The organism is Paenibacillus sp. FSL H3-0457 (genome assembly GCF_037981725.1).
Lineage (GTDB): Bacteria > Bacillota > Bacilli > Paenibacillales > Paenibacillaceae > Paenibacillus > Paenibacillus amylolyticus.
On record NZ_CP150283.1, the window covers coordinates 3,640,906 to 3,663,712 of the forward strand.

General features: G+C 42.2%; 19 protein-coding genes and 1 riboswitch. Of the genes, 11 read left to right on the plus strand and 8 right to left on the minus strand.

From position 1 onward, the window contains the following. The first annotated feature begins 273 nt into the window (after positions 1-273). Together MHH25_RS16090 and tenA are read left to right on the plus strand one after the other, a co-directional pair. Entirely contained in the window at positions 274-2,946 is a 2,673-nt protein-coding gene (locus MHH25_RS16090) for an endo-1,4-beta-xylanase (protein WP_036615417.1), read from the plus strand. Between the two features lie 206 nt (positions 2,947-3,152). Beyond that, positions 3,153-3,250, plus strand: a riboswitch (TPP riboswitch). 113 nt (positions 3,251-3,363) lie between these two features. After that, positions 3,364-4,026: a thiaminase II gene (gene tenA, locus MHH25_RS16095; RefSeq protein WP_083669638.1), complete on the plus strand. Its 663-nt coding sequence runs from the start codon at positions 3,364-3,366 to the stop codon at positions 4,024-4,026. Positions 4,027-4,236: 210 nt separating this feature from the next. On the opposite strand, the gene MHH25_RS16100 is transcribed toward tenA, so the two are convergent. The 5 genes from MHH25_RS16100 to MHH25_RS16120 are packed head-to-tail and all read right to left on the minus strand — an operon-like array spanning position 4,237 to position 6,550. After that, a complete protein-coding gene (locus tag MHH25_RS16100; RefSeq protein ID WP_036615415.1) occupies positions 4,237-4,533 on the minus strand; it encodes a spore coat protein in 297 nt (98 codons plus the stop codon). An 11-nt stretch (positions 4,534-4,544) separates the two neighbouring features. Next, the gene (locus tag MHH25_RS16105; protein ID WP_076210515.1) at positions 4,545-4,745 is read right to left on the minus strand and encodes a hypothetical protein; all 201 of its coding nucleotides are present in this window, start codon (positions 4,743-4,745) and stop codon (positions 4,545-4,547) included. A 31-nt stretch (positions 4,746-4,776) separates the two neighbouring features. Beyond that, positions 4,777-5,913, minus strand: coding sequence for a zinc-dependent alcohol dehydrogenase (locus MHH25_RS16110; RefSeq protein ID WP_036615410.1), 1,137 nt, complete (start codon positions 5,911-5,913; stop codon positions 4,777-4,779). Continuing rightward, the gene (locus MHH25_RS16115) at positions 5,910-6,296 is read right to left on the minus strand and encodes a spore coat protein (RefSeq protein WP_036615408.1); all 387 of its coding nucleotides are present in this window, start codon (positions 6,294-6,296) and stop codon (positions 5,910-5,912) included. Before MHH25_RS16115 ends, MHH25_RS16110 begins: the two co-directional genes overlap by 4 nt. An 11-nt stretch (positions 6,297-6,307) precedes the next feature. Further along, positions 6,308-6,550, minus strand: coding sequence for a hypothetical protein (locus tag MHH25_RS16120; RefSeq protein ID WP_036615405.1), 243 nt, complete (start codon positions 6,548-6,550; stop codon positions 6,308-6,310). A 188-nt stretch (positions 6,551-6,738) separates the two neighbouring features. Between MHH25_RS16120 and MHH25_RS16125 the strand changes: the two genes are divergently transcribed. From MHH25_RS16125 to MHH25_RS16145, 5 genes are all read left to right on the plus strand, one after another. Further along, the gene (locus MHH25_RS16125) at positions 6,739-7,023 is read left to right on the plus strand and encodes a hypothetical protein (protein WP_036615403.1); all 285 of its coding nucleotides are present in this window, start codon (positions 6,739-6,741) and stop codon (positions 7,021-7,023) included. 253 nt (positions 7,024-7,276) lie between these two features. Further along, entirely contained in the window at positions 7,277-8,362 is a 1,086-nt protein-coding gene (locus MHH25_RS16130) for an L-dopachrome tautomerase-related protein (RefSeq protein WP_174806471.1), read from the plus strand. A gap of 344 nt (positions 8,363-8,706) precedes the next feature. Beyond that, complete coding sequence (locus MHH25_RS16135; protein ID WP_036615397.1) at positions 8,707-10,167, plus strand: spore germination protein; 1,461 nt, start codon at positions 8,707-8,709, stop codon at positions 10,165-10,167. Beyond that, entirely contained in the window at positions 10,164-11,279 is a 1,116-nt protein-coding gene (locus MHH25_RS16140; protein WP_076253194.1) for a GerAB/ArcD/ProY family transporter, read from the plus strand. Before MHH25_RS16135 ends, MHH25_RS16140 begins: the two co-directional genes overlap by 4 nt. Before the next feature lie 2 nt (positions 11,280-11,281). Then, entirely contained in the window at positions 11,282-12,376 is a 1,095-nt protein-coding gene (locus MHH25_RS16145) for a Ger(x)C family spore germination C-terminal domain-containing protein (RefSeq protein ID WP_339193460.1), read from the plus strand. A gap of 118 nt (positions 12,377-12,494) precedes the next feature. Here the strand turns inward: MHH25_RS16145 and MHH25_RS16150 are convergent, their stop codons facing one another. Both MHH25_RS16150 and MHH25_RS16155 read right to left on the minus strand, forming a co-directional pair. Further along, positions 12,495-12,836, minus strand: coding sequence for a nuclear transport factor 2 family protein (locus tag MHH25_RS16150; RefSeq protein ID WP_036615388.1), 342 nt, complete (start codon positions 12,834-12,836; stop codon positions 12,495-12,497). Between the two features lie 28 nt (positions 12,837-12,864). Then, a complete protein-coding gene (locus tag MHH25_RS16155) occupies positions 12,865-13,659 on the minus strand; it encodes an SDR family oxidoreductase (RefSeq protein WP_339193463.1) in 795 nt (264 codons plus the stop codon). A 176-nt stretch (positions 13,660-13,835) separates the two neighbouring features. On the opposite strand from MHH25_RS16155, the gene MHH25_RS16160 reads away from it, so the two are divergent. The 4 genes from MHH25_RS16160 (at position 13,836) to MHH25_RS16175 (ending at position 20,955) form a co-directional block, all read left to right on the plus strand. Further along, a complete protein-coding gene (locus MHH25_RS16160) occupies positions 13,836-14,717 on the plus strand; it encodes a LysR family transcriptional regulator (protein ID WP_339193464.1) in 882 nt (293 codons plus the stop codon). Positions 14,718-14,945: 228 nt separating this feature from the next. Next, complete coding sequence (locus MHH25_RS16165) at positions 14,946-15,095, plus strand: hypothetical protein (RefSeq protein ID WP_164783315.1); 150 nt, start codon at positions 14,946-14,948, stop codon at positions 15,093-15,095. 397 nt (positions 15,096-15,492) lie between these two features. Continuing rightward, complete coding sequence (locus tag MHH25_RS16170; protein WP_340017518.1) at positions 15,493-17,085, plus strand: glycoside hydrolase family 32 protein; 1,593 nt, start codon at positions 15,493-15,495, stop codon at positions 17,083-17,085. A 66-nt stretch (positions 17,086-17,151) separates the two neighbouring features. Next, positions 17,152-20,955 (plus strand): GH32 C-terminal domain-containing protein, encoded by a 3,804-nt coding sequence (locus MHH25_RS16175; protein WP_340017519.1) that lies wholly within the window; start codon positions 17,152-17,154, stop codon positions 20,953-20,955. A 134-nt stretch (positions 20,956-21,089) separates the two neighbouring features. Here MHH25_RS16175 and MHH25_RS16180 read toward each other — a convergent pair whose 3' ends face one another. Next, positions 21,090-22,748, minus strand: a complete 1,659-nt coding sequence (locus MHH25_RS16180) for a PucR family transcriptional regulator (RefSeq protein WP_076317772.1) — start codon at positions 22,746-22,748, stop codon at positions 21,090-21,092. Positions 22,749-22,807: the final 59 nt, after the last annotated feature.

Genomic DNA, 22,807 nt, shown 5'->3' on the forward strand with positions numbered 1-22,807 from the left:
CAGACAGGAAAAAAGATACTTTCTAACGATGACCGTTTTCTCGTATTTTATCGGGAAACGGTCTTTTATTTTTGCAAATATGTAGCGGTTTTTTGATATCCCTTGCGAACGAACTCCAGCTTCCTAAACCCACACGAGATTACCAAGTGATAACATTTTATTGTAATTATTGTAAATTTGTTATATGTAAGCGTTATCCAAAGAGCTATAATCTATTTATCTGGATGTTAATCCGTTCAGAAATACTTAGACCAAATCAAGAGGAGGAATTGTATGAAACGGTTAGGTCAATGGAATATAACGGCCTTGGTTCTTGTGCTCGTACTCGCCATGCTTCCATTTACGAATGTCTCACATGCAGCCAAAGCAGTTACGGAAGTGGAGGGAGGTCATTTGAGTACAAACTTTGAAGACGGTACACTTCAGGGGTGGACTCCACGTACAGGTAACGAAAGGCTGACAGTGACACAGCAGGAAGCACACGAAGGTCAGTCCAGTATGCTGGTCGCCAACCGTGAGCGTTCCTATCATGGACCGATGTTATCCATGAAGGATCTGCTTAAGCGTAACCAAGAGTACGAAATTGCGGCATATGTAAGACTTACTCAGGAGCCCACCACGGATCAAACATTACAGCTCACCACATATAAAAAAACAACTGCCGAAAGCTGGAACCCAATCGGTAGCGTGAAAATTGCCAAAGCAGAATGGAATACATGGCACAAAATCACCGGAAAATTTCAGTATAGCGATGATCCCACTGAATTGAATTTGTTCATCGAAACACCCTACATCTCTGAAGATAGCGTAGATACGTTATCGTTCTATGTGGATGATGTATCATTTACTCTGGCCGAGCAACTGGAGATTGAAGAAGGGATTCTGTCTCTGAAAGACCTGTATCAAGATGATTTCCCCATTGGTGCAGCGGTGTATCGCTGGCAGTTGGAAGGCGCATATGGACAACTGCTCACAAAGCACTTTAACAGCTTGACCGCAACCTACGAGATGAAACCGAAGTACATGTCTCCTTCCGAAGGTGTTTATGAGTTCGAGGCAGCCGATCAATATGTTCAGTTCGCCGAGGAGCATGGTATGGGCGTACGCGCACATGCGTTGTTGTGGCATATTGATGCAGCAGAGTGGATGTTCAAGGATCCTCAGGGTAACCCTGCGAGTCGAGAATTACTACTTGCCCGGATTCAGGATTACGTTGAAACCGTCATGACCCGATACAAAGGTAAGATCTATGCCTGGGATGTGGTAAACGAGGCGATTGCGGATAGCAATGGTGATGCCAACGGTTTACGTAAAAGTCCCTTTTATGAACTAATTGGTCCGGATTATATTGAGAAAACCTATGAATTCGCTCGTGCAGCCGATCCGAATGCCAAATTATATTACAACGAATACTTCACGGAAATCTCTGAGAAAAGAGAGCATATGTATCAGTTGGTCAAACGACTGAAAGAGAAAGGGCTCATCGATGGTGTGGGTTTGCAATCCCACTATAACCTGGAATCCCCGCCCATCAAGGAAATTGAAAAAACGATCAGCATGTTCGCCGAACTTGGATTGGATATTCAGATCACGGAACTGGATGTGGATAGCGGAATTCCATTTGGTGAAGAGATGTCCGATGAAGTTGCAGTAAAGCAGGCGTATCGATATAAGGAACTGTTGGATTTGTACAAAAAACACAAAGACCACATTTCTTCAGTTACCTTATGGGGACTCCAAGATGAGAAGTCTTACAACAACCAGGCTATGCTGTTTGATTCAGCCCTGAAGGCCAAAAAGGCATACTGGGGACTCGTGGATGAATCCAGTTTGCCTGTGTTGACGCAGAGAGCCGTCTCACTTTCGGGTAAACCGGATATCAAAAAACAGACACAAGATCCGCTCTGGAACAAAGCGGTGTCTACTCCACTGAAGGGTGACTCTTCGGGATCAGCCAGTTTCCGCACTTTATGGGATCATAGTAACCTGTATATCCTCGTGGATGTACAGGATGCAAAGGCAGATGTGAATGACAGAGTAGATATCTTTGTTGATCTCAATAATGGCAAGACCACTTCATATGAAGCAGATGACCGACACGTAATCATTAAGCGGTCGGGCAAAGCTGAGGGTGTGGAGCAGCGTTCATATCGTGTACGCGAGACAAAAGCCGGATATCAGGTTGAATTGTCCATTCCGTGGGGTGGTATCCAAGTCGGATCAGAATATGAAGCCGGATTGGATATCCGTGTGACTGATGGCGGTTCAAGTGGGACACAACCTTATAATCCACTGTACTGGAATGATAGAACACAATCTCAGGAACAGGATACAAGCAAATACGGCGTGATTCAACTCGCCCCTATGCCCAAATCTGCACAAGCTGTGCAAGGGATTGTTCAGATTGATGGGAAGAAAGACACATCATGGAATAAGGCTGCACCATTTGAAGTAAAACGGTTGAACCAGAGCGAAGGTGCAGAGGCAGTGGCTCGCGCAATGTGGTCAGGTGAGTATCTATACCTGCTGATCGACGTCACTGATCCAAACATCATTACAGATAGTATCAACCCATGGGATCAGGATTCGGTTGAGATTTTCCTGGACGAGAATCACCAGCGCACACCGTATTTTCAATATGATGATGCCCAGTTCAGAATCAGTGCAGACAATGTGGGAACCTTTGCAGGGGGTGCCTCACCTGGACGCCTTGTAAGTGCTGTGAAGAAAACAAATAAAGGATATCTCGTAGAAGCCAGAATTCATTTACAATCATTGACGCCCAAAGCAGGAAATGTTCTCGGTTTCGAGCTCCAAATTAACGACAACCAGGGCGGAGGTAAGCAGAGCGTAGCCAAGTGGAATGATACGACCAATGAGAGCTGGAGAAATACTTCCCAGTACGGAATACTCACTTTTGTCGGAAAGAACAAACTCGGGCATTAAACCATCGGCAGTAGTTGCAAGAATAGAAACCATCATAACAGTGGCTGAAACTCAACCATTGTTGTGATGGTTTTCATCGTTTACATACGTCACCAAAGGTGATGAGGGGCGATACAATCTTCCTTGACTATATTTAACAGCCCTTGATATACTAAATGGATGTTATTTTATCTTTTATGGGAATAGGAAAGTAATCAACTACATACAACCGTTTGCGAGGGAGCCTTAACCGGCTGAGAGGGTGTTAAACCGACCTTACCTGATTTGGATAATGCCAACGTAGGGATGCAACGATGAAACACTGTACTTGGGTAGCTCATGCGAACCCCCTTGTTTTAGTGTATTTGTCTGCGAAACATCCATAGGATGTTTCGTTTTTTTGTTTTTAAATACGTACATTATGAATTGGAGGAACACATGTTGACTATTTCAGAGAGACTATATCAGGCAGCACAGCCTGTGTGGAAGGAATGTCTTGAGCATCCCTTTGTTAAAGGAATCGGAGATGGTTCCTTAACGGTTGAACAATTTCGTTATTATTTGCTGCAAGACTACTTGTACCTGTTCGATTATGCCCGCGTATTTGCACTAGGTATTGTCAAGTCGCACGACCCCAAATTGATGCAGTTTTTTAGTGAAAACGTAGATAACATCCTGAATGGTGAAATGAAAATTCATCGTTCTTATATGGAGCGATTAGGAATTACAGAGGATCATGTTTTCCAGGTAAAACCTGCCCTGAAAAATGCAGCCTATACTAACTATATGCTCTCTGTTTCCCATGCGGGTGGCATAGCAGAAGTACTTGTATCCATTCTGGCCTGCTCATGGAGCTATGCAGAGATTGGTCAAGTCCTTGCCCAAAAGCCAGGTGCAGCTGAGCATCCTTTTTACGGAGAGTGGATCACAGGATATGCTTCCTCTGAATACAACAGCAACAATCAATCCCTAGTGACGTTAACTGATAAGCTATTAGAAGGCTGTAGCGAGGGAACGTACCAACGGATGGAGGATATTTTCGTGATGTGCAGTCGCTTTGAGCTTGATTTTTGGGAAATGTCATGGAAGCTGGAGCCTTAAGTTCACTGTAGTCAATTAAAGTAGAGAGCAGCGGCCATAAACAGTCTCAGGATAGAAATAAGTAGAATACGTAAAGGAACGCTTGCAATAAGCGTGTTTCGTGACGATGCCAAAAAAAGGGCGGATAGTATCCGCCTTTTTTCATTGTTGAAATTCTTGACACAGGGACATTTTGTTCTCTGAAGTCTCTGGCTAAAATCAAAAAGGGTGTCAGGACGGAATGTTCATAGCAGTCTGAATGTTTTTCAGATCGAGCTGAATTTGCTCTGCAATATGGTAAGGGTGGTATAAACCATGCTGCACCATGTAATTTGATATCTTTTCATGAGAATCTATGGCTTCATCGAGCTGTTTCATCAAAATTTGTTTGATTTCGGGGGTGGCACATTCGGTCACAGCCATGGCGTAGTTTCTGACACCGCTCTTGGCGTTCATCAAAAAATCCATTGCGATCACGTCATCGGTCAGCGTATTAAGACCAGTCATGTGTTCTAATATTGGGTTCATTTTTTTATCTCCTATACAGTCGCTTTAGACAGCACTCCACCGAGCTCCTGAAGCTGCTGTTGTGATAAGATCGCATCTTGTTGCAAAATTTGCTTGAGCTCCGGGTCGGTTACCAGAGCTTGCATGGTCTTGGATTTAGTCATACAAACCGTCTTGAACGCAGCTATTTCATGTACCTCGAGCATCTCATGCAAAGCGTATGTGGAATCCATTCAGATTGTCCTCCCATGTATCTATTCATATTTAAGGCTTTAAGATGACTTTAATGCAATCGTCCGTTTTTGTATCGAACACTTCATAGCCCCGTTTGGCCTCGCTGAGCGGAATGACGTGCGTAACAATGTCGCCAGGGTCCACTTTGCCAGACGTAACCAACTCGTACATGTATGGCATGTAGTGAATGACCGGAGCTTGTCCGGAACGGATATTCACGTTTCGCTGCATGATATCACCGAGCGGGAATCCGTTATAACGTCCGCCGTATACCCCAGTGACTTGAATGGTGCCACCTTTGCGAACAGCCTGAGATGCAATGATAAATGCGCTCATGGTGCCGCCTTGCAGTTTCATACCGCTGGCTAGAAATTCAAGATCGCTCATCTTGCCGTCCATTCCTACCGCATCAATGACAACATCGGCGCCGCCTTTGGTCATTTCCTTGAGAGTGTTCCCAATATTCTTATCCTGTTCGAAGTTTACTATTTCCACATTGTTTGTTCGCTTCGCATGCTTTAAGCGGTAATCGACATAGTCGACGGCTATGACCCGCTTAGCTCCTTTCAGCCAGCAGAACTTCTGGGCTAGGAGTCCGACCGGGCCGCAGCCGAGCACAATGACCGTATCTCCATTTTTAACGCCGGCGTTATCTACGCTCCAGAATGCCGTCGTCATGGCATCGGCGATCAAGCTTAGCTTTTCGTCCGGTTGTTCGCAGTTTTCAGGGATCTTAAAGTGGGTAAAATTAGCAAATGGGACCCGTAAATACTCCGCTTGCCCGCCGGGATATCCGCCGGTCGTTCCGGAGTAGCCGAAATATGCGCCCATATCCCCGTGTTCGTTGGAATTGTCACATTGGCTTTCCAGCTGATTTTTGCAAAAAAAGCATTCTCCGCATGCGATGTTAAACGGGATGATTACGCGGTCGCCTTTTTTTACCTTGGTCACGCCAGGGCCCACTTCTTCTACGATCCCCATCGGCTCATGTCCGATGACATAGTTTTCCTGAAGGTTAGGGATCATCCCGTGAATAAGATGAAGGTCAGAACCGCAAATCGCGGTACTGGTGATCTTTACGATCATATCGTCCGGTTTCACAATCTTCGCATCCGGCACCTCTTTGACCACGACATTTTTAACCCCTTGATACGTTACCGCCTTCATGCTTTATGTCCTCCAATATGTTCATCTGGGGTCCGATCAAACATCCCTTTACGTGACGTATCACCCGGGAACAGATTCATCTGCCCGATCATCACCGTATTTTTCGCCGAAAGCTGATCGAGTTGGTACTGTTCGTTCAGCTCATAAGGATGAAACCATTTTTTGCGAATCATGAGCTCCGAAATTTCTTGGTGCATTGAAATTCCCTGCTTCAGATGAGTATGCAACAGGGCTCTTACATCCGGTGAAGCCGTTTCCGTCAGGGCGATGGACAAATTACGTACACCCTCCTTGGCACGAAGAAGGAAGTCCATGGCAAAAGTCATATCTGCCATTTCCGGCATATTCAATGAATTAATCGGATCTAAATAATCGGTATTCATCTGAGTTCCCCTTAATGTGTTATAGGTGTCGGATTATTCGGAACGGGTGCTTGAAAAGGAGCTCTTGCGTAGATTGCTTGCAGCTCAGCAATCTGTTGTATGGATTGAATTACGTCTTTCTGCATTAATGCTTTTAGCTCTTGGTCAAAGACCAGGCCTTGCATAAGTTTCGACTTAGCGATGCAGAGCGTTTTGAAGTTTAACGCTTCATGCAGTTCCATCGATTCGTGCGGCGCTAGCGTTGGATTAGCCATTCAGAAATGATCCCCTCCTTTTTCATCAAGATTAGATTTTCCAATGCATCGGATCTTATACTAATATGGATCACCGGAGAGGTAAGATCCGAATATTCCCATACAGTCGCAGGGATATAAACAAAATCTCAATCCCATACTTATTTCTGTTTAAATGAATGATCTTACTCATGGAAGGAGGAGTCACGGTGCCCAATAAAAACAAAATTGATCTAGCAACCGAAAACGCAAGAAAACCAGCAGAAGATGCACTTAACTCGAGTGGTAGTAATACGCTGGAGCAGCATGCATCTAACGCGGTTTCTAAGGTGCAGACGGCTTTAAATCAGGCAATAAGCTCGTTAAGTGAATCTAATGCGGCAACAAATTCACAAGCGTTGGAGATTGCCAGGCAGCAATTGACCCGAGCAGAGGAATTTTTAGATCAAGCGATAACTTCAGCCAATGCATTAGGTTTACCGGACCAACAATAAAACGGTTTTGGTACTGATAAGCTTGGCAAAGTTTTGCGTTGACGATCGGAAGAAGCATTTTTCCTAGAGCACATATAGTTAACGTCAACATGCTTCGGCTTACGCCGAAGTTTTTTTGTATTTTTAAATGTATCGGACAATTTCAAAATCGAGGTTAAAAAAGAATGATTAAGGGCCAGGCATTAGAAAAAGTCTTGAACATAATTATAGGTAATATCTATTCAACTATGTTGAGGAGGACATCATACAGCCTATGTTACCTATGGAAGAATATTTTGGTAAGTTAGAACTCGTTCATTCCTTTTACGGGGCTATGCCTACAGGCGTTAGTGTATCCGAAACCGGGCGTACCTTTATTTGCTTTCCAAAATGGGGAGATGACGTTAGATTTACGGTAGCGGAAATTGTTGATGGTCAGATGCAACCTTATCCTAATGAAGAAACGAATTTGATCAACCCATTGAATATCGTTATGTCCTTCATTAGTGTCCAGAGTGTTGTTGCAGATGGAAGGGGAACCCTGTGGGTACTGGACACGGCTGCACCAAATTTTTCAGAGCCTATTAAAGGAGGGGCAAAATTAGTCGCGGTAGATTTAGAAACAAATACAATTAGAAAAGTATATACATTTGCAGATGATGTAGTCTTGCCGACAACGTATCTAAATGATGTCCGATTTGACTTTCGTGTAGGAAAAGCAGGTTACGCATATATAACGGATTCTTCTTCCAATGGTCCAGGCGCTATTATCGTCGTAAATTTAGAAAACGGAAATGCGTATAGACGGTTGCATGGAGCAAGCTCGACCTCACCCGATCCGTATTTTGTGCCGAAAGTGGAAGGTAAAATTTTGATGAATCGAAACGCGGATGGTTCGACATCTCCGTTTCGATTGGCCTCTGATGGTATAGCGATTTCCCCTGATGGAAAAATGTTATTCTATTGTCCATTAACCAGTCGCCAGTTATTCTCTATCTCAACAGAATCGTTAAGAGACAGAACGATACCGGATTTTAAGTTAAGTGATCTTGTGCAGTATTGGGGAGAGAAGGGTGCATCTGATGGGATGATCACAGACGCTAAAGGAAACGTTTATGCTGGAGATTACGAAAACGATAGTATTCGAAAGATATTGCCAAATGGAATCATGGAAACCATCGCCCATGATCCCCGAATTTTATGGCCGGATACTTTTTCTATTGGTCCGGATCAATACTTATATGTAATTGTGAACCAATTACATAGGCAGGCCAGATTTCATTACGGAAAAGACCTGCGACAAAAACCCTATAGTCTACTACGCATGAACATTGATGAATTACCTGCTCCTACCTTTTGATACATCCCACTTTTCAAAGCAGATTTTAATAGCAGATTATTCAGTTCATTTTGCGGGACCGTAGGCCCTTTATCTAAGGGCAATATAGTAATTCTAATGAACTTAAGATAGGGACAGGTATCAGTTGATGCCTGTCTTTTTGTTTTTTGTCGCCCAAGAGGAAAGCCGGAGACAGATACAAAGGGTAGGGTACCATAATACACTCATTCGATTAAGATTAATCTGGTAGCATGTTGTTCCCGATATTGCTGTTAAACTACAAATTGCCGGTCGTATGATTTTTCGATTACAGGACAAGATATTAACCTTATCACCATTTTATTACTTTGATAAAGGAGACGACCATGGTTGAAAAACACGAGCCTCAAATGAAAAATCATCAAAAGTCTACATGGCTTGATGATTTAAAACAGATATTAAACCATATGGAAGATGCCGAAATCATTGAGCACAAAATAGGTACGAGTGCTTCAGTCCATCTTTTATTTATAAAAACATTAATAGATCAAGAGCGTTTAAACGAGGCGATTATTCAGCCACTTCATCAATCAGGCGGAAATTCGCTTCCTTCATGCATAATCAATTCTGATGTTTCAGAAGTTATATCGATCGAAGATGCTGGGCAAAAAATAATGCAAGGATATATTCTTCTATACGATTCAGTCAACGATCAATGGCTAGGCATACAGTTGGAAAATCCTCTTGGCCGGGCAATTGAACCTTCCCAAACGGAAACGGTTATATATGGAGCGAAAGATAGCTTCAGCGAACAAATCGATAATAACATTACAATGTTGCGCAGACGTTTGCCTATAACGACATTAAAAACGGAAAGCTTCACTATAGGATCACTGAGTAAAACAAAAGTTGTGTTAATGTACATAGACGGAATAATTAATCCGGAATTTGTTTCCCTTGCAAGAGAGAAAATTGAAAGTGTGGATTTCGATCAGTTTTTAGACTCCGCACAGCTTGCAGCTTTTATTGAAGATCATAACCATACGGTCTTTCCCCAGTTTCTACAAACGGATCGGCCGGATGCCTGCGCCTTCGCCTTAGGTGAGGGTAAGCTGACTTTATTAGTCTCCAATTCACCGTTTGCTTTAATTTGTCCCATTACATTATTCCATCTATTCCAATCGCCAGAAGACTACTTCCTTCGTTGGCCGGTAGCCAGTTTTTTACGTTTAATGAGGTATGGAAGTTTTATTATTTCTTTGACGATGATTCCTTTTTATGTTGCGTTAACGACATTTCATTACCAAATGGTTCCGCTGCCGATTCTCTTCGTATTATTGGAATCGAGAAGCAAATTGCCCTTTACTCCGTTTGTGGAAGGAATTTTCATGATCGTAACGCTGGAAATCATCAAAGAAGCAAGTTTGCGAATGCCGACCAAAACCAGTCAAACTCTAGGGGTTATCGGTGGTATTGTCATTGGACAAGCGGCTGTAGAGGCAGGCTTTGCAAGTAAAGTATTAATTGTTTTGATGGGTATATCCGCTATTGCTTTCTTTTTAGTTCCCAATTATCAAATGACAAAATCCATGGTTCTGTTGCAATTGCTTCTTCTTATCCTTGCATCGTTTCTTGGGCTGCCAGGAATCGTGGTCGGGATAATCGGCATTCTTGCGCATCTCCATGCATTAACGTCATTAGGTCAACCTTATTTAGCGCCGCTTTCACCTTTTTATGGGAAGGATTGGATTGACCTCTTTATTCGCGGGCCTTTGATTTGGATGAAAACGCGTCCGCATAATCTAAAACCACTACAGAAATGGCGACAGGAGAAGATGAAGAAATGAAGACTTTATCCCTATTCAATCAAACTTCCACCCTTGGCGGCATCCATTTCCTTTTATTAGTTAATCGAACGCAAATGCATTATTTTATTTTAATCATGCCGGTTTATTTGGTTCATTCCTATATGGTTTGGGGAATTGTCGCCTTGGGGCTACTGTCCCAACTTAATTTGATGATGCTATCCAAATGGTTTACTTCCAGTTATGCATCGAAAGGCTATCAAGGATTTGTACAGCTTTTTGGGAAACGGGCGGTTCAAGTTTTCGCAATACTTGGTTTTGTAATAATACTGTTAAAAATTTCAATCATCACACTGGGTTACGTTGAAATGCTCCATAATTTTATATATCCATCAATGAATAAAAAGTGGCTGATCCTAGTTATTCTTTCGATCAGTTTATTTGTGGCTTCACATGGCATGGAAAAAACATTGCGTTTTGTCGTTATCGCCTTTCTTTGCGGGGCGTGGATCTTAATCATGTTTATTCCCTTTTTCTTTCCAACGATTGCAAATTACCGCGATTTGTATCCTCTAATCCCCACCGAATGGTCAGGACATTCATGGCAGGGCTTGTTGTTTATTTGGTCGGCATTTTCCGGTCCAGTATATTTGGCCTTTATGGTTCCATGGTTAAGCTCCAATAAAAAAATATCAAAATATCTTGTCATTGGAAACATGCTGACGATTATGGAATATTCATTATTGTTCATTGCTTCGGTATTGTTTTACGGTTCAAACTTTTTAAGCAAGATCAACTTTCCGGTAGTATATATGGGAAGTTACATTCAAATGAGTGGTTTAGAACGAATCGATTACATCCTTATCTCTTTCCATATGTTTAATTATGTATTTGACATTTCAATTCTTTTGTTGTGTTTATATGGAGCTGGAAGAGTCTTTATGAAAAAAATGAACAAAAGCACTACTCGGATCGGATTATTGTCGAGTTGGTTTGTCATTTTGATAAGTATTATCATAATGGATCAATGGTTATGGCAAACGGTTCCGGGTCAAAAGATGTTACTGAACATTCAAATCTGGCTTGGTGCATTCATTTATTTACTTGTTCCTACGATCCTTTTCACTATGGTTAAACGAAAGGAGAGTGTGTAGGCATGATACCATACAAGCATTATGGTTTATTGGCGATTGTAAGCCTTATGTGGATGGCCGGTTGCTCTTCTCCATATGCCGAGAACAATATCATCGAAGAGATCGCTCCGGTAGTTTTCTGGTCGGTTGACAAGGGGACGGAGGGGAAGTTTAAAATCAGCACTTTAGTGCCACCACTCATCAAAGAAAAAAAACGCTTTCTCTCCAAGGAAGTTGATCTGTTAAAACAGGGGGGCAAGGAGTTTAATTTAATTTATTATCGGGAATTAAAGCAGGGGCAGCTGCGAATGTTATTAATCAATGAGGAACTGGCAACAAAAGAAGGCATTGAAAAGCTGATCAATACGATATTGGTTGATCCCGATATTTCAATGCATGTCTATTTATTGATTGTCAGAGGCGATTTTGATGAATACATAAAAAATCAATTGACGAAGCAAGAAAACCAAGATTATTTTCTTTATCGGATGTTAAAGCATTACGAGGAACATAACCAAGGTGAAATGAGCATTGTCAATATTCATCAATTCATGAAGATGTTATATTCCCCTCTTAAGGATCCGATCCTGCCGGTTTTTCATGCGGATAAAAACAATTTCAATTACGTAGGAACGGCCTTTTTCCAAAATGATAAAGAAGTAATGGTTACTCAAGACGTAAGTGATGAAATTTTTCAACTTCTGGATAACGATCATTTCTTAAAAGTCTTGGCCATTCCAAAGTTATCTATCAGTTTGGGACGTGTTCGATCCAATATTCGCATGAAACTATCAAGTGACTATTCATCCTTGTCTTTACATGTGGGATTGAAAGGAAGAATTGAGGAATACCAGGGAGAACAGAATATACAAAGCGAGGAACAATTGGAACATTTAATTCATGAGATTGAGGTATACCTTGAGGAACAAACGTCAGAATTATTAAAAAGTATGCAACGGTTGAGAGTGGATCCCTTAGAGGTCGGAACACATTCACTTAAGCCTTTTTCTAAACCAATAACGGAAGAGCAATGGTTTAGATATTGGGAAAATATGAAAATTAATGTTGACTTCGACATCAAAATACAGCCTTTGATTAATGTTGAACGGCTGTCGTGATTTAAAAGATGCCCCCTACATGATCAAATACATCATTGTGGGGGCATCTTTTTGTTCAAATCATGTACAAAGAGAGCTTATTACTGCAGCCCGTGGCGGACAAGCCATTTGGATATCTTTAGAAAATGGAAAGTCTAATGATCTTATCGTCAACAATAACAAAATGATAATCCAATAATAGCGGATCGGGTAGACCCGTCTTATCGTAGGTACCATCCAGCTTGCATGTTAACACAATTTCATCACCTATTTTTTTGGCTTTTGTTGGCTCTAACGTTACATTCGCCGCGAAATGGTTTTGATCACTCCATTTCCGAATCGCCTGTTTGCCATTTCGCTTTTTTCCTTCATCCATCACAACGGCATTTTCTGAAAAACAATCTACAAATACTACTGGGTCTGGCTTGTTAGATGCAGTAATGTATTTGGCAATTACAGACGGTAAATGATTGAGATCCATATTGTTCTCTCCCTTTATTAATTAATTATTAGACGGTAGGGATAGTTCCCCCATCTATGACATATTCACTACCTGTAATAGATGCTGCTCGGTCTGAGACCAGAAATGCGACCAGCTCAGCGACTTCTTCAGGAAATCCTGGCCGACCAATTGGAATACCTCCGAGTGAAGTCATAAGTTGTTCGAGCGCACTTTCTCGACTTCCGGTTTGCGTTGCGATCCGATCAATTAATGCGTCAGATGCTTCTGTCTGAATAAATCCGGGAGACAATGTATTGATGCGAATTCCTTGAGGGGAAAATTCATTCGATAATCCCTTGCTATAATTAGTCAGCGCGGCTTTGGCAGATGCATAAGCCAGTGTAGTTTCATATAAAGGCAAACGTCTCTGGATGGAAGTGAAATGAAGAATAACACCTGAATTATTTTCTAACATAAGTGGAATTAAGCCACGATCAAGTCGAACTGCTGCGAGTAAATTCCAATTTAATGTATGAAGCCAATCCTCATCACTCAATACAAGTGCGCCTCCTGGTGGTGTCGTTGATCCACCTACGCAATGGACAATAATATCGATACCTCCAAGTTGTTCTTTTACTGCTGAAATTATTTGCTCTACACCCTCAGTTGTGGCGACATCTGCTTGAACAAATTTGACCGAATTTGGCAAGTCAGCAGATAGGGAACGGGCAGTAGTAAGAACTGTAGCTCCGCCGTTTGCAAGTCTTTTCACAACTGCTTGCCCCATTCCCTTTGTTCCTCCGGTTACAAGCACCCTTTTACCTTTAAATTCTGATACAGAGAACTCAAACTCTTTATGCATAACTATTCCTCCTAGTGATGGTATTCAATGATTAATTTGAAATTGCACTGTCTCTAAACCTTAATGTGTAGTTCGAGAGGAGCTAGAACTAATACTACACTTGCTACTTTCATAACGTCCAATTTATTATAATAATAGAAATGATGAATATTATTAATATATGGAGGGGTGTTTTAATGGAACTTACACAATTGGAATACTTTATGACCGTTGCACAGCTTGAACATATGACCTTAGCCTCCAAAAAACTCGGTATTACTCAGCCAGCGTTAAGTCATGCAATTGCCAAGCTTGAAAACGAGATAGGAGCTCCTTTATTTGAGAGAAATGGACGAAATATTAAGCTGAACCGGAACGGTACTATGTTCTCTAAATGGATTGGTAGGGCCCTACATAATATTGAAAATGGTCTAAAGGAAATCGAAGAGTGGTCCAACCCGGATACTGGTGTGATTACGTTGTCTTATCTAAATATTCTCGGTGTTGAATTGATCCCTAGCCTAATTCGGAGTTATCAATTGAAGTATCCCAAAGTTCGGTTCGAATTGACACAAGGGAACTTAGGAGATATTGATGAACATCTGGAGCAAGGATTCTCGGATATTATGATTACATCGAGGGAATCTAGTTTGAATAATCATCACTGGAAGACGATTAAAAATGTTCCTTTATACATTGTTGTTCCCTCCCAACATCGTTATGCAGATTGTAGCGCTCTTAGTTTGACAGAGCTGTCTGGCGAGCCTTTTATTGGATTGAAAAACAACTGTGGATTAAAAGCAACGATCATATCCCGGTTCCGACATACCGGATTTTTTCTTGCTTCGGCTTATGAAGCGGAGGACCTGATCACTGTAGCCGGTTTTATAAAGTCGGGTCTAGGTGTATCAGTACTGCCTAAGACGCTGGGGTTGATGTTAGATGAATTGGTCTGGATCCCTATCATTGATGAAGGATGGTACTGGGAAATAGGATTAAAGTGGAGAGATGATCATAATATTTCCCCAGCAGCGAAAAGGTTTATTGAATATGTGGATACTTTACATCAAGGAGAATGACCGCCAAATTTTTTAGTTTTGAAAAGAAATTCTGAGAAAACAATCATACTTTATTGTATTTGAAGACAAGGTAAAAATCCTTTTACAATCATTGGCAGTACGTTATAATACAATCACCAGGTAGATTACCCAACAAAAAAGTGAAATATTGTAATATCTAGTCACACCCGGCTCATCATAGTTCTTTGAGCCGCATAACACAACATAATAGATATTGGAGGAATGGTTATGGTCAAGAAGAAAATTTCCACAGCCCTCAGCGCAGCTTTAATTGTTTCTATGCTGGCTACTGGCCTAATAGTCACTATCCAAGGTAACACAACGTTAGAGGTAGCGAAGTCAGCAGGGGATAAAAAGGTTGAAGTTGTTAAAGCATAAGCCAGCCGTTAATTTATTTAGAACATGTTAAGAGACAAGAGCATAATCCTATTGAAGTCGCTATTTTAGCGGCTTTTTTTGTTTTATCGGTAAAATTAGGTTTAATACTAACGATATTTTGCTGAACAAGTAAAGAGAAGTTTAGATACAACCTTTTTTACATTTGTAAACCAATGGGTTTAAAGCAATAAAAAAAATGAATAAGTCAACTTAAATTAAAAATTGTTATTTTCTATAATCAGTCATAAATTGTGCAAATGTAAACTAAAACAGATTTATACATAAAAAATAGTGTTCATTTATACAAAAATAATTTGACAAATGAAAACAGGTGGCTTATTTTGTTAATAAGGAATGCATATTACTTTTTTTAGATCTTAAATAGCCTTAAGGGAGCGTGAATAAAATTAAAAAAGTACATCTATCAGGTGAAAATAATATCAGCAAAGATCCAGAAAACTTTATTTATAAAAATGAATACAGACCGCAAATACATTATTCCCCTAAGGGAAATTGGATTAACGATCCTAACGGAATGGTTTATTACGAAGGAGAATATCACCTTTTCTACCAATATACTCCCCATGATACGCAGCCTGACTTCGACAGAATGCATTGGGGACATGCAGTAAGTAATGATTTAGTACATTGGGATGAACTCCCACCAGCCATCTCACCTGGGGAAGATGGAGCGATCTTTTCGGGAAGTGCGGTAGTCGATAAGAACAATACAAGCGGATTCTTCAACGAAGCAGGATCAGGATTGGTTGCAATTTATACTAATAATGGTAACAACGCTCAACCCGGTAAACCGCAGGTTCAAAGCATCGCTTACAGTAAGGACAATGGTCGAACCTGGACAAAGTATGAAGGTAACCCTGTTTTATTCCCCACGGAGACGCTAGACTTTCGAGACCCAAAAGTATTCTGGCATGAAGAATCCTCAAACTGGGTAATGGTTCTTGCTGTAAGTGACCATGTAGAATTTTACACATCTTCGAATCTTAAGGATTGGCTTTTTGCAAGCGGTTTCGGTTCTGATATTCCAGGCATACATCGTGGGATTTTTGAATGTCCTGATGTTTTTAAACTCCAAGTGGATGAGGACCCTAATACCACTAAATGGATTCTGACACTAAGTGTCGGAGATAGAAATGGCGTAAATCCAAACGATTCAGAACCACCCGCAGGCGGTTCTGGCATGATGTATTTTATAGGTCACTTTGATGGTAAGGTTTTTACACTAGATGAAACATTGGAATCATTCGATACAATCCAATGGATAGATTACGGATCTGACTTTTACGCGGCCGTGACCTGGGATGGTATACCGAATGAGGATGGGCGAAAGATTTGGGTCGGCTGGATGAATAATTGGCGTTATGCTTCCACTCTTCCTTCTAAAGAATGGCGTGGCCATATGTCCATCCCACGAGAGATTCAGCTCAGGACGTATTCGGAAGGACTTCGCTTAATTCAAGCACCCATAAGTGAGTTAAATCAACTTAGAAGATCAATTCTGTCTCTACAAGACATTACGATTAAACCAGATATGAACGTTTTGTCTGATGTTTCTGCTACAAAGATGGAAATTATTGCGGAATTCGAAATCGGTAATGCAATAGAATTTGGGTTCAAGGTGCGAAAGTCTTCCTCTTCCAACCAGGAGACAGTCATCGGATATAATGTCTTGAATGAGGAGTTGTTTGTCGATCGAACGAAGTCAAACGCTGTTGATTTCCATCCCGATTTTGCTACAAAACACAAGGCCCCTATGAAGCCAGAGCATAGACGGATACAGTTGAGCATCTATGTTGATTGGTCAAGTGTAGAGATCTTTGGCAACAATGGGACAACTATCATTTCAGACACGATTTTCCCCGACTTGGGAAGTAGAGGGCTGGAACTCTATGCCATTGGCGGAGAACTAAAGGTCGTGTCGCTTCAAATCAATGATCTCGTAAGCATTTGGGAAAATCAACCGAACTGAACTGGTTGTCCAAAACCAATTAAATTTGAACCAACTTCACAATATTATTAGAAAAGAGGGTATGGAATGAAAGATAAATCTAAATTCGCAATATGTCTTCTGATGGCAACGGGATTAACTCTGACTTCAAACGGGATTTTTACATCTAAATCAATTGCGGCTAGTGCTGTACTTGCTGATCAGGAAACAAATAAACAGGCAAAGGAGGAGCTTGATATTTTTGAAAGCGTATCCAAATCAAATACCAATCTGATAGGCTGGCAAGTGAAAGGAAAAGGAGGATTAGAGGATACTTCAGAAGGAATCTTGCTAACTTCACAGCCTAAAGAAAATGTAATGGCCATCTCAGAGACAGTGTCCGATGATTTTATCTATGAAGCTGATGTCATGATCAGGGATACGAAGGCGGATGCAACATTGTTGTTTCGATCTAATGAGGATGGCTTTAGCTCGTACATGCTGCAAATCGTTCCGGACGCAGGCCTGATTCGGTTAAGAGATGCAAGAAATGGAGATGGGAAATTAAAGGAGGAGCGTAAAGTTTCTGTTGAAATGGGGCAAATCTATCATCTCAAAGTGAAGGCAGTGGGTTCCTCGCTAAAAGTATATTGGGGCAATCAATATAAACCATTAATTGATGTTCAGGACATTTCGTATCAAAGCGGAAAGCTTGGACTCCATGTATGGGATGGATCCGCCTTGTTTTCGAACATCGTGGTGAGCGATCTGAAAGGTAATTTGGGGCCGGTGATTTCTAGCAAGGGAAAATGGCAACCTGATATCAACGGCAAAAGAGGGACGGTAGAACAGGGGAGCATAGCACAGCAAATCTATAACAAAGAGGCGACTGATATGGTCTATGAAGGGAATATTACCCTTCGTCCTGATTCTATTGCAGCTCTCGCATTTCGATCTTCAACCGATGGAGCTGAAGGATATGAAGCTACTCTTACGAAGGAAGGAGATCAGGTCCGTGTAAGTTTGACGAATACAAAAGGAACAGTAATTGCAAGTTCGCAACGTACTTATCCGAGTCAGATGGGAGCCAAACATCATGTGGAAATCAAGGCAAAGGGAGATCGAATTCAGGTCTTCCTGGACGGATACACTACGGCCGCGATTGACGTGAAAGATTCAACCTACAGGAGTGGAAGTACCGGAATCGTCGTAAAAAAGGGGACGGCTTACTTTCAGGATACTTATGTAACGGAACTGAGCCAATATTACAATGAGATATATCGTCCACAATATCATTACACGCCAATACGTGGTTCAGCGAGTGATCCGAATGGACTTGTCTACTTCGAAGGAGAATATCATCTCTTCCATCAGGATGGAGGAACATGGGCGCATGCGGTAAGTAAAGATATGCTGAACTGGAAACGGCTTCCGATTGCACTTCCCTGGAATGATCACGGACATGTCTGGTCTGGGTCGGCTGTTGCGGATATGACAAATGCATCTGGTTTATTCGGAGATTCAGGAGGCAAGGGCCTTATTGCATATTATACTTCCTTTAACCCAGATAGCCCGAATGGGAACCAGCGTATAGGTCTGGCATACAGTAAAGACCAAGGTCGTACTTGGGAGTATTCGAAGGAACGCCCGATTGTGATCGAGAACCCGGGTAAGAGCGGAAATGAAGCTGGGAATTGGGATTTCCGCGATCCGAAAGTGATCCGTGATGATGAGAATAACCGCTGGGTTATGGTTGTGTCCGGAGGAGATCATATTCGTTTCTACACGTCAACGAACTTACTTGACTGGACATTGACAGATAATTGGGGATATGGGGATTACGTCCGCGGAGGCGTATGGGAATGCCCTGATTTGTTCCAGCTTCCGGTAGACGGAACGTCACAGAAGAAGTGGGTTATGATGATCAGTACAGGAGCGAATCCCAGAACAGGCGGATCAGATGCCGAGTATTTTATCGGTCATTTAACAGCTGATGGTAAATTCGTGAACGATAATCCGGCGGGTAAGGTACTAAGAACAGATTTTGGTAAAGAGTTTTACGCTTCGATGTCTTTCGCTAACATGCCTGATCATCGCACAGTGATGATGGCGTGGATGACGAATTGGGACTATCCGTTCGCTTTCCCAACGTCCAATTGGAAAGGTGAACTAACCATTCCGAGAGAAGTATCATTGGTAACAACCAAAGATGGAATTCGGATGACGCAAAGTCCAATCAAAGAATTGGAATCACTGCGTAAACCTTTGTACTCTGCTTCTAACAAGTCGGTGAGTCCTTCTTCCGGGAATCTGCTAAAAGGTATTATTTCAGGTGCTTACGAAATTGAAGCTGAAATTGAAATCCCTGAAACCAGCACAGCGACCGAGTTTGGCTTTAACATTCGTGAGGGTGCAAATCAGAAGACGGTCGTGGGTTATAAGGCAAGCGATAGTAATATGTTTGTGGACCGAACTGCATCCGGTGAAACGGATTTTTCTAACCTATTTAGTAAGAAACATGAAGCGCCTACGCAAATGGAGAATAATCGGATCAAGATGCGTATTCTTGTGGATGAATCTTCTGTTGAAGCCTTTGGTAACAACGGCAAAGTCGTCTTTTCAGATGTAATATTTCCGGATCCTGCTAGTAGAGCGATGAGTTTTTACGTGAAAGGTGGGAATGTGAACGTTGTTTCCTTGAAAGTGCATCAACTTCAATCTGTCTGGAATGAGGACATTCCTTCAAAAGCTCAAATAAAGATGGATACGAGGGTTCGGGAACTGGGGGTAGGCGAGTCGGATACACTGCAGGCGATGGTCGAGTATGGCCCAGGTCTAGGCGTTCAACCGCTGAAGTGGAGTTCCAGTAATAACGACGTAATAGCCATAGACTTGGTAGACAATTCACATGCAGTTATTAAGGCAAAAAAAGAAGGGGAGTCCACAGTCACTGTATCTACTCCGAATGGTAAAGCTTCCAGTAGTGTGCTCATTAAAGTCTCAGGTGGCGAGTTCCGGACAAACCTGAGTGGATGGACTAAAGATCTGTCTGCTGCTTCATGGTTAGTTAGTGAACATGGGATTCGTGGTAAGTATTTTAGCGATGCGAATTATATTGCCAAAGAGAAGGCTGGGAACTTTACGTATGAAGCAGACATGATGCTCGGTGAAACAGGAGGGGCAGGTTCTATTTTGTTCAGGGCTAGCGAAGATGGTCGCAGTGGTTATTATCTGAATCTAGACCCTAACATGAAGGCCATTCGTCTGTTCTATAAAATCAATGGAGGATTTGAAGAACGGCAGGTTCTTGCAAAAGTACCAACGTTCATTCAGCCAGGTCATACGTATAAGGTGAAAATAGAAGCGAATGGTCCGCATATTGTCGTTCACGTGGACAGTCAAAAAGTGATAGATATCATGGATGGTACTTTTGCAGAAGGCCACTTTGGACTCCATGTTTTTGGCGGCTCCGCATCTTATCAGAACGTCAATGTCAGCAACGGTGAAGCTGCAAACCTCACCAAGTCCAGCCTTGTAAATGCCGCAACGCAGAAATCCATTTACACAGCTAACCTTGTCAACGGAGAGCCGGTTACCTTGCATGATGCAAGTGCAGCTTCCACCCAGAAGTGGGTATTTGTTCCGACAGGCGACGAAGCCGGTTCGTATTCAATTCGTACTACGGCCGGTCAGACACTTGATCTGGATATAGGGCAAAACAAACTTCAGCTGTATCATTACTTAGGGTACAACAACCAGCGTTGGGTCCTTCACGAGAACAAAGACGGATCAGTTCATATTACTTCAGCTCATCATCAAAAAGCATTAGAGGTATCGGAAGATGGTACCGAACTCTTCTTAAGTGAACTGAATCCATCACTTGATCGACAAAAGTGGATATTAACGAAATAATAAATTTATTCCATGATGGCGTATCTCATAGATATTCCAATAAAGAAGTGTCGCGAGACAGGAACATGTTCAATTCAAGTCGCTATTATAGCGGCTTTTTTTGTTTTAAGCTTGTCCCAAGGCAAGGACAAATTTTATTGAAGTAGCAGAGGTTCGATGGCTATCGCTATGCGGATTCGTAAGCTTTCAGTTGGATCTTTGAGTTTCACACCCAGGATTTTTTCACACTTTTCCAGTCGATACACCACCGTATTTCGATGAACGAAAAGTTGCTTGGATGTTTCGACAAGCTGGCATTGTGTATCGTAAAAAGCGTTTAAGGTGCGCAGCAACTCTTTTTTTTCATGTTCGTCTGCAATCTGCAGCAGTCCGTTTAAGGTCGCGTCGTAAAATTGTTTCAGTTCATTGTGGGGAAGCATGTGGAATAAATATCCGATGTCCTTGGCTTGGTAAGATTGGACGAATTGCTTTCGTTTTAGCCAGTAGCCGAATTGCATTGCATTAACCGCTTCTGTATAAGAATGACGAACGCCGAGTACATTTGTTGCAGGTTTGCCAATGCCGATAGACAGACTCAGTCCAGTCTCATGATGCAGCTCTCTAAGCATTCCTGACAGCTGCTCGGTAATTTTCGCCTCATCCCACCCCGACTCAGGGATAGATAACAGAAGACAGTAGGTATCATGTTTGGTAAACATGACGAAGGAATGATCTAACCCACCAAAAACACGTTTGATGTGCTCGTATTGCTCCTCTTGCTCCGTGACATTATCTCCTTTCGGAGGCGCCGACCCTTCGTAATTAGGAAATCTTTGATGCATGTGATGCACCTCGTCATTACGCATGGTCAGCACGACGCTTGAACGCCCCTTGATAAGCCCACATCTCTTGCCGCGGTTCAGCGCCTCCTGCTCAGAAGTGATATATCCCTCAATCAGATCGGAGAAGAATTCGTTTTTGTGCCTGCGGGAGCGCTCTTTGACAGCCTGTGATTTGGTCAGCTCCATTCCAATGACGTTGGAGGCCTGCTCAAGCGTCAGACCAAAAAGTCCAGTCCATTGATCCGGCGAATGAAAGGATAACAAATAGCCTTCGTTGCGGTAAGTTTTTACTGGATATACCAGCATGCAGCAACGCTCTCGGACTGATGGGTTGATGAAGCACAACGAAGTGGGACTAGAAATATCGGACAAGTCTTGAAGTGTATTTACAGCGGCTGCAGTGAGTTCAGCAACACTTGTATTCTGGCTGGAAGCAGAGATAGTTTGCCATTTGTAGTTTAACAGAACGACTGGGGATGAGAACAGTTTGGACAGAGAATCGATAATGCTGGAAATTCCTTTGCCGCGCATGATCATCTCGGAGAATTTTTTGTGGATGCTGAGTGCATACTGCAGTTCGTCGCTCTTGTTATTCAGAATCACACTGGTCGATCGCTGCAAAATTTCGCCGAGGGATAGACGGACATCGGAAATTTCGATGATGGGAAATTCGTTCTGATCCGCTTCCCAAAGTATTTCATCAGGGATCGGCAATTCAAATCGCTTGGTTTTGATGGCCAACCCCGAGCACTTAAGACGCTGCATGTCCCTGATTAGTTGAATAAACATCTCTGGCTGCTGTTTCATGAAAAAACCGTTGGTCAGCAAGAGCTCGTTTGGCCTTAGAAAGTGAATGATATCCGGACAGTCCATAATGTTGACCGTTTGAACCTCACGTACTAGACCCTTATGCCCCGTAATCACTCTGGCATCATCGTAAATGCCGTTTTTCAGCAAATCTGTCAGCAGCACATCGACCCATCCCTTTCTGGAACAAGTTATTTTATTGTTAAGTAATATAACACTACGAT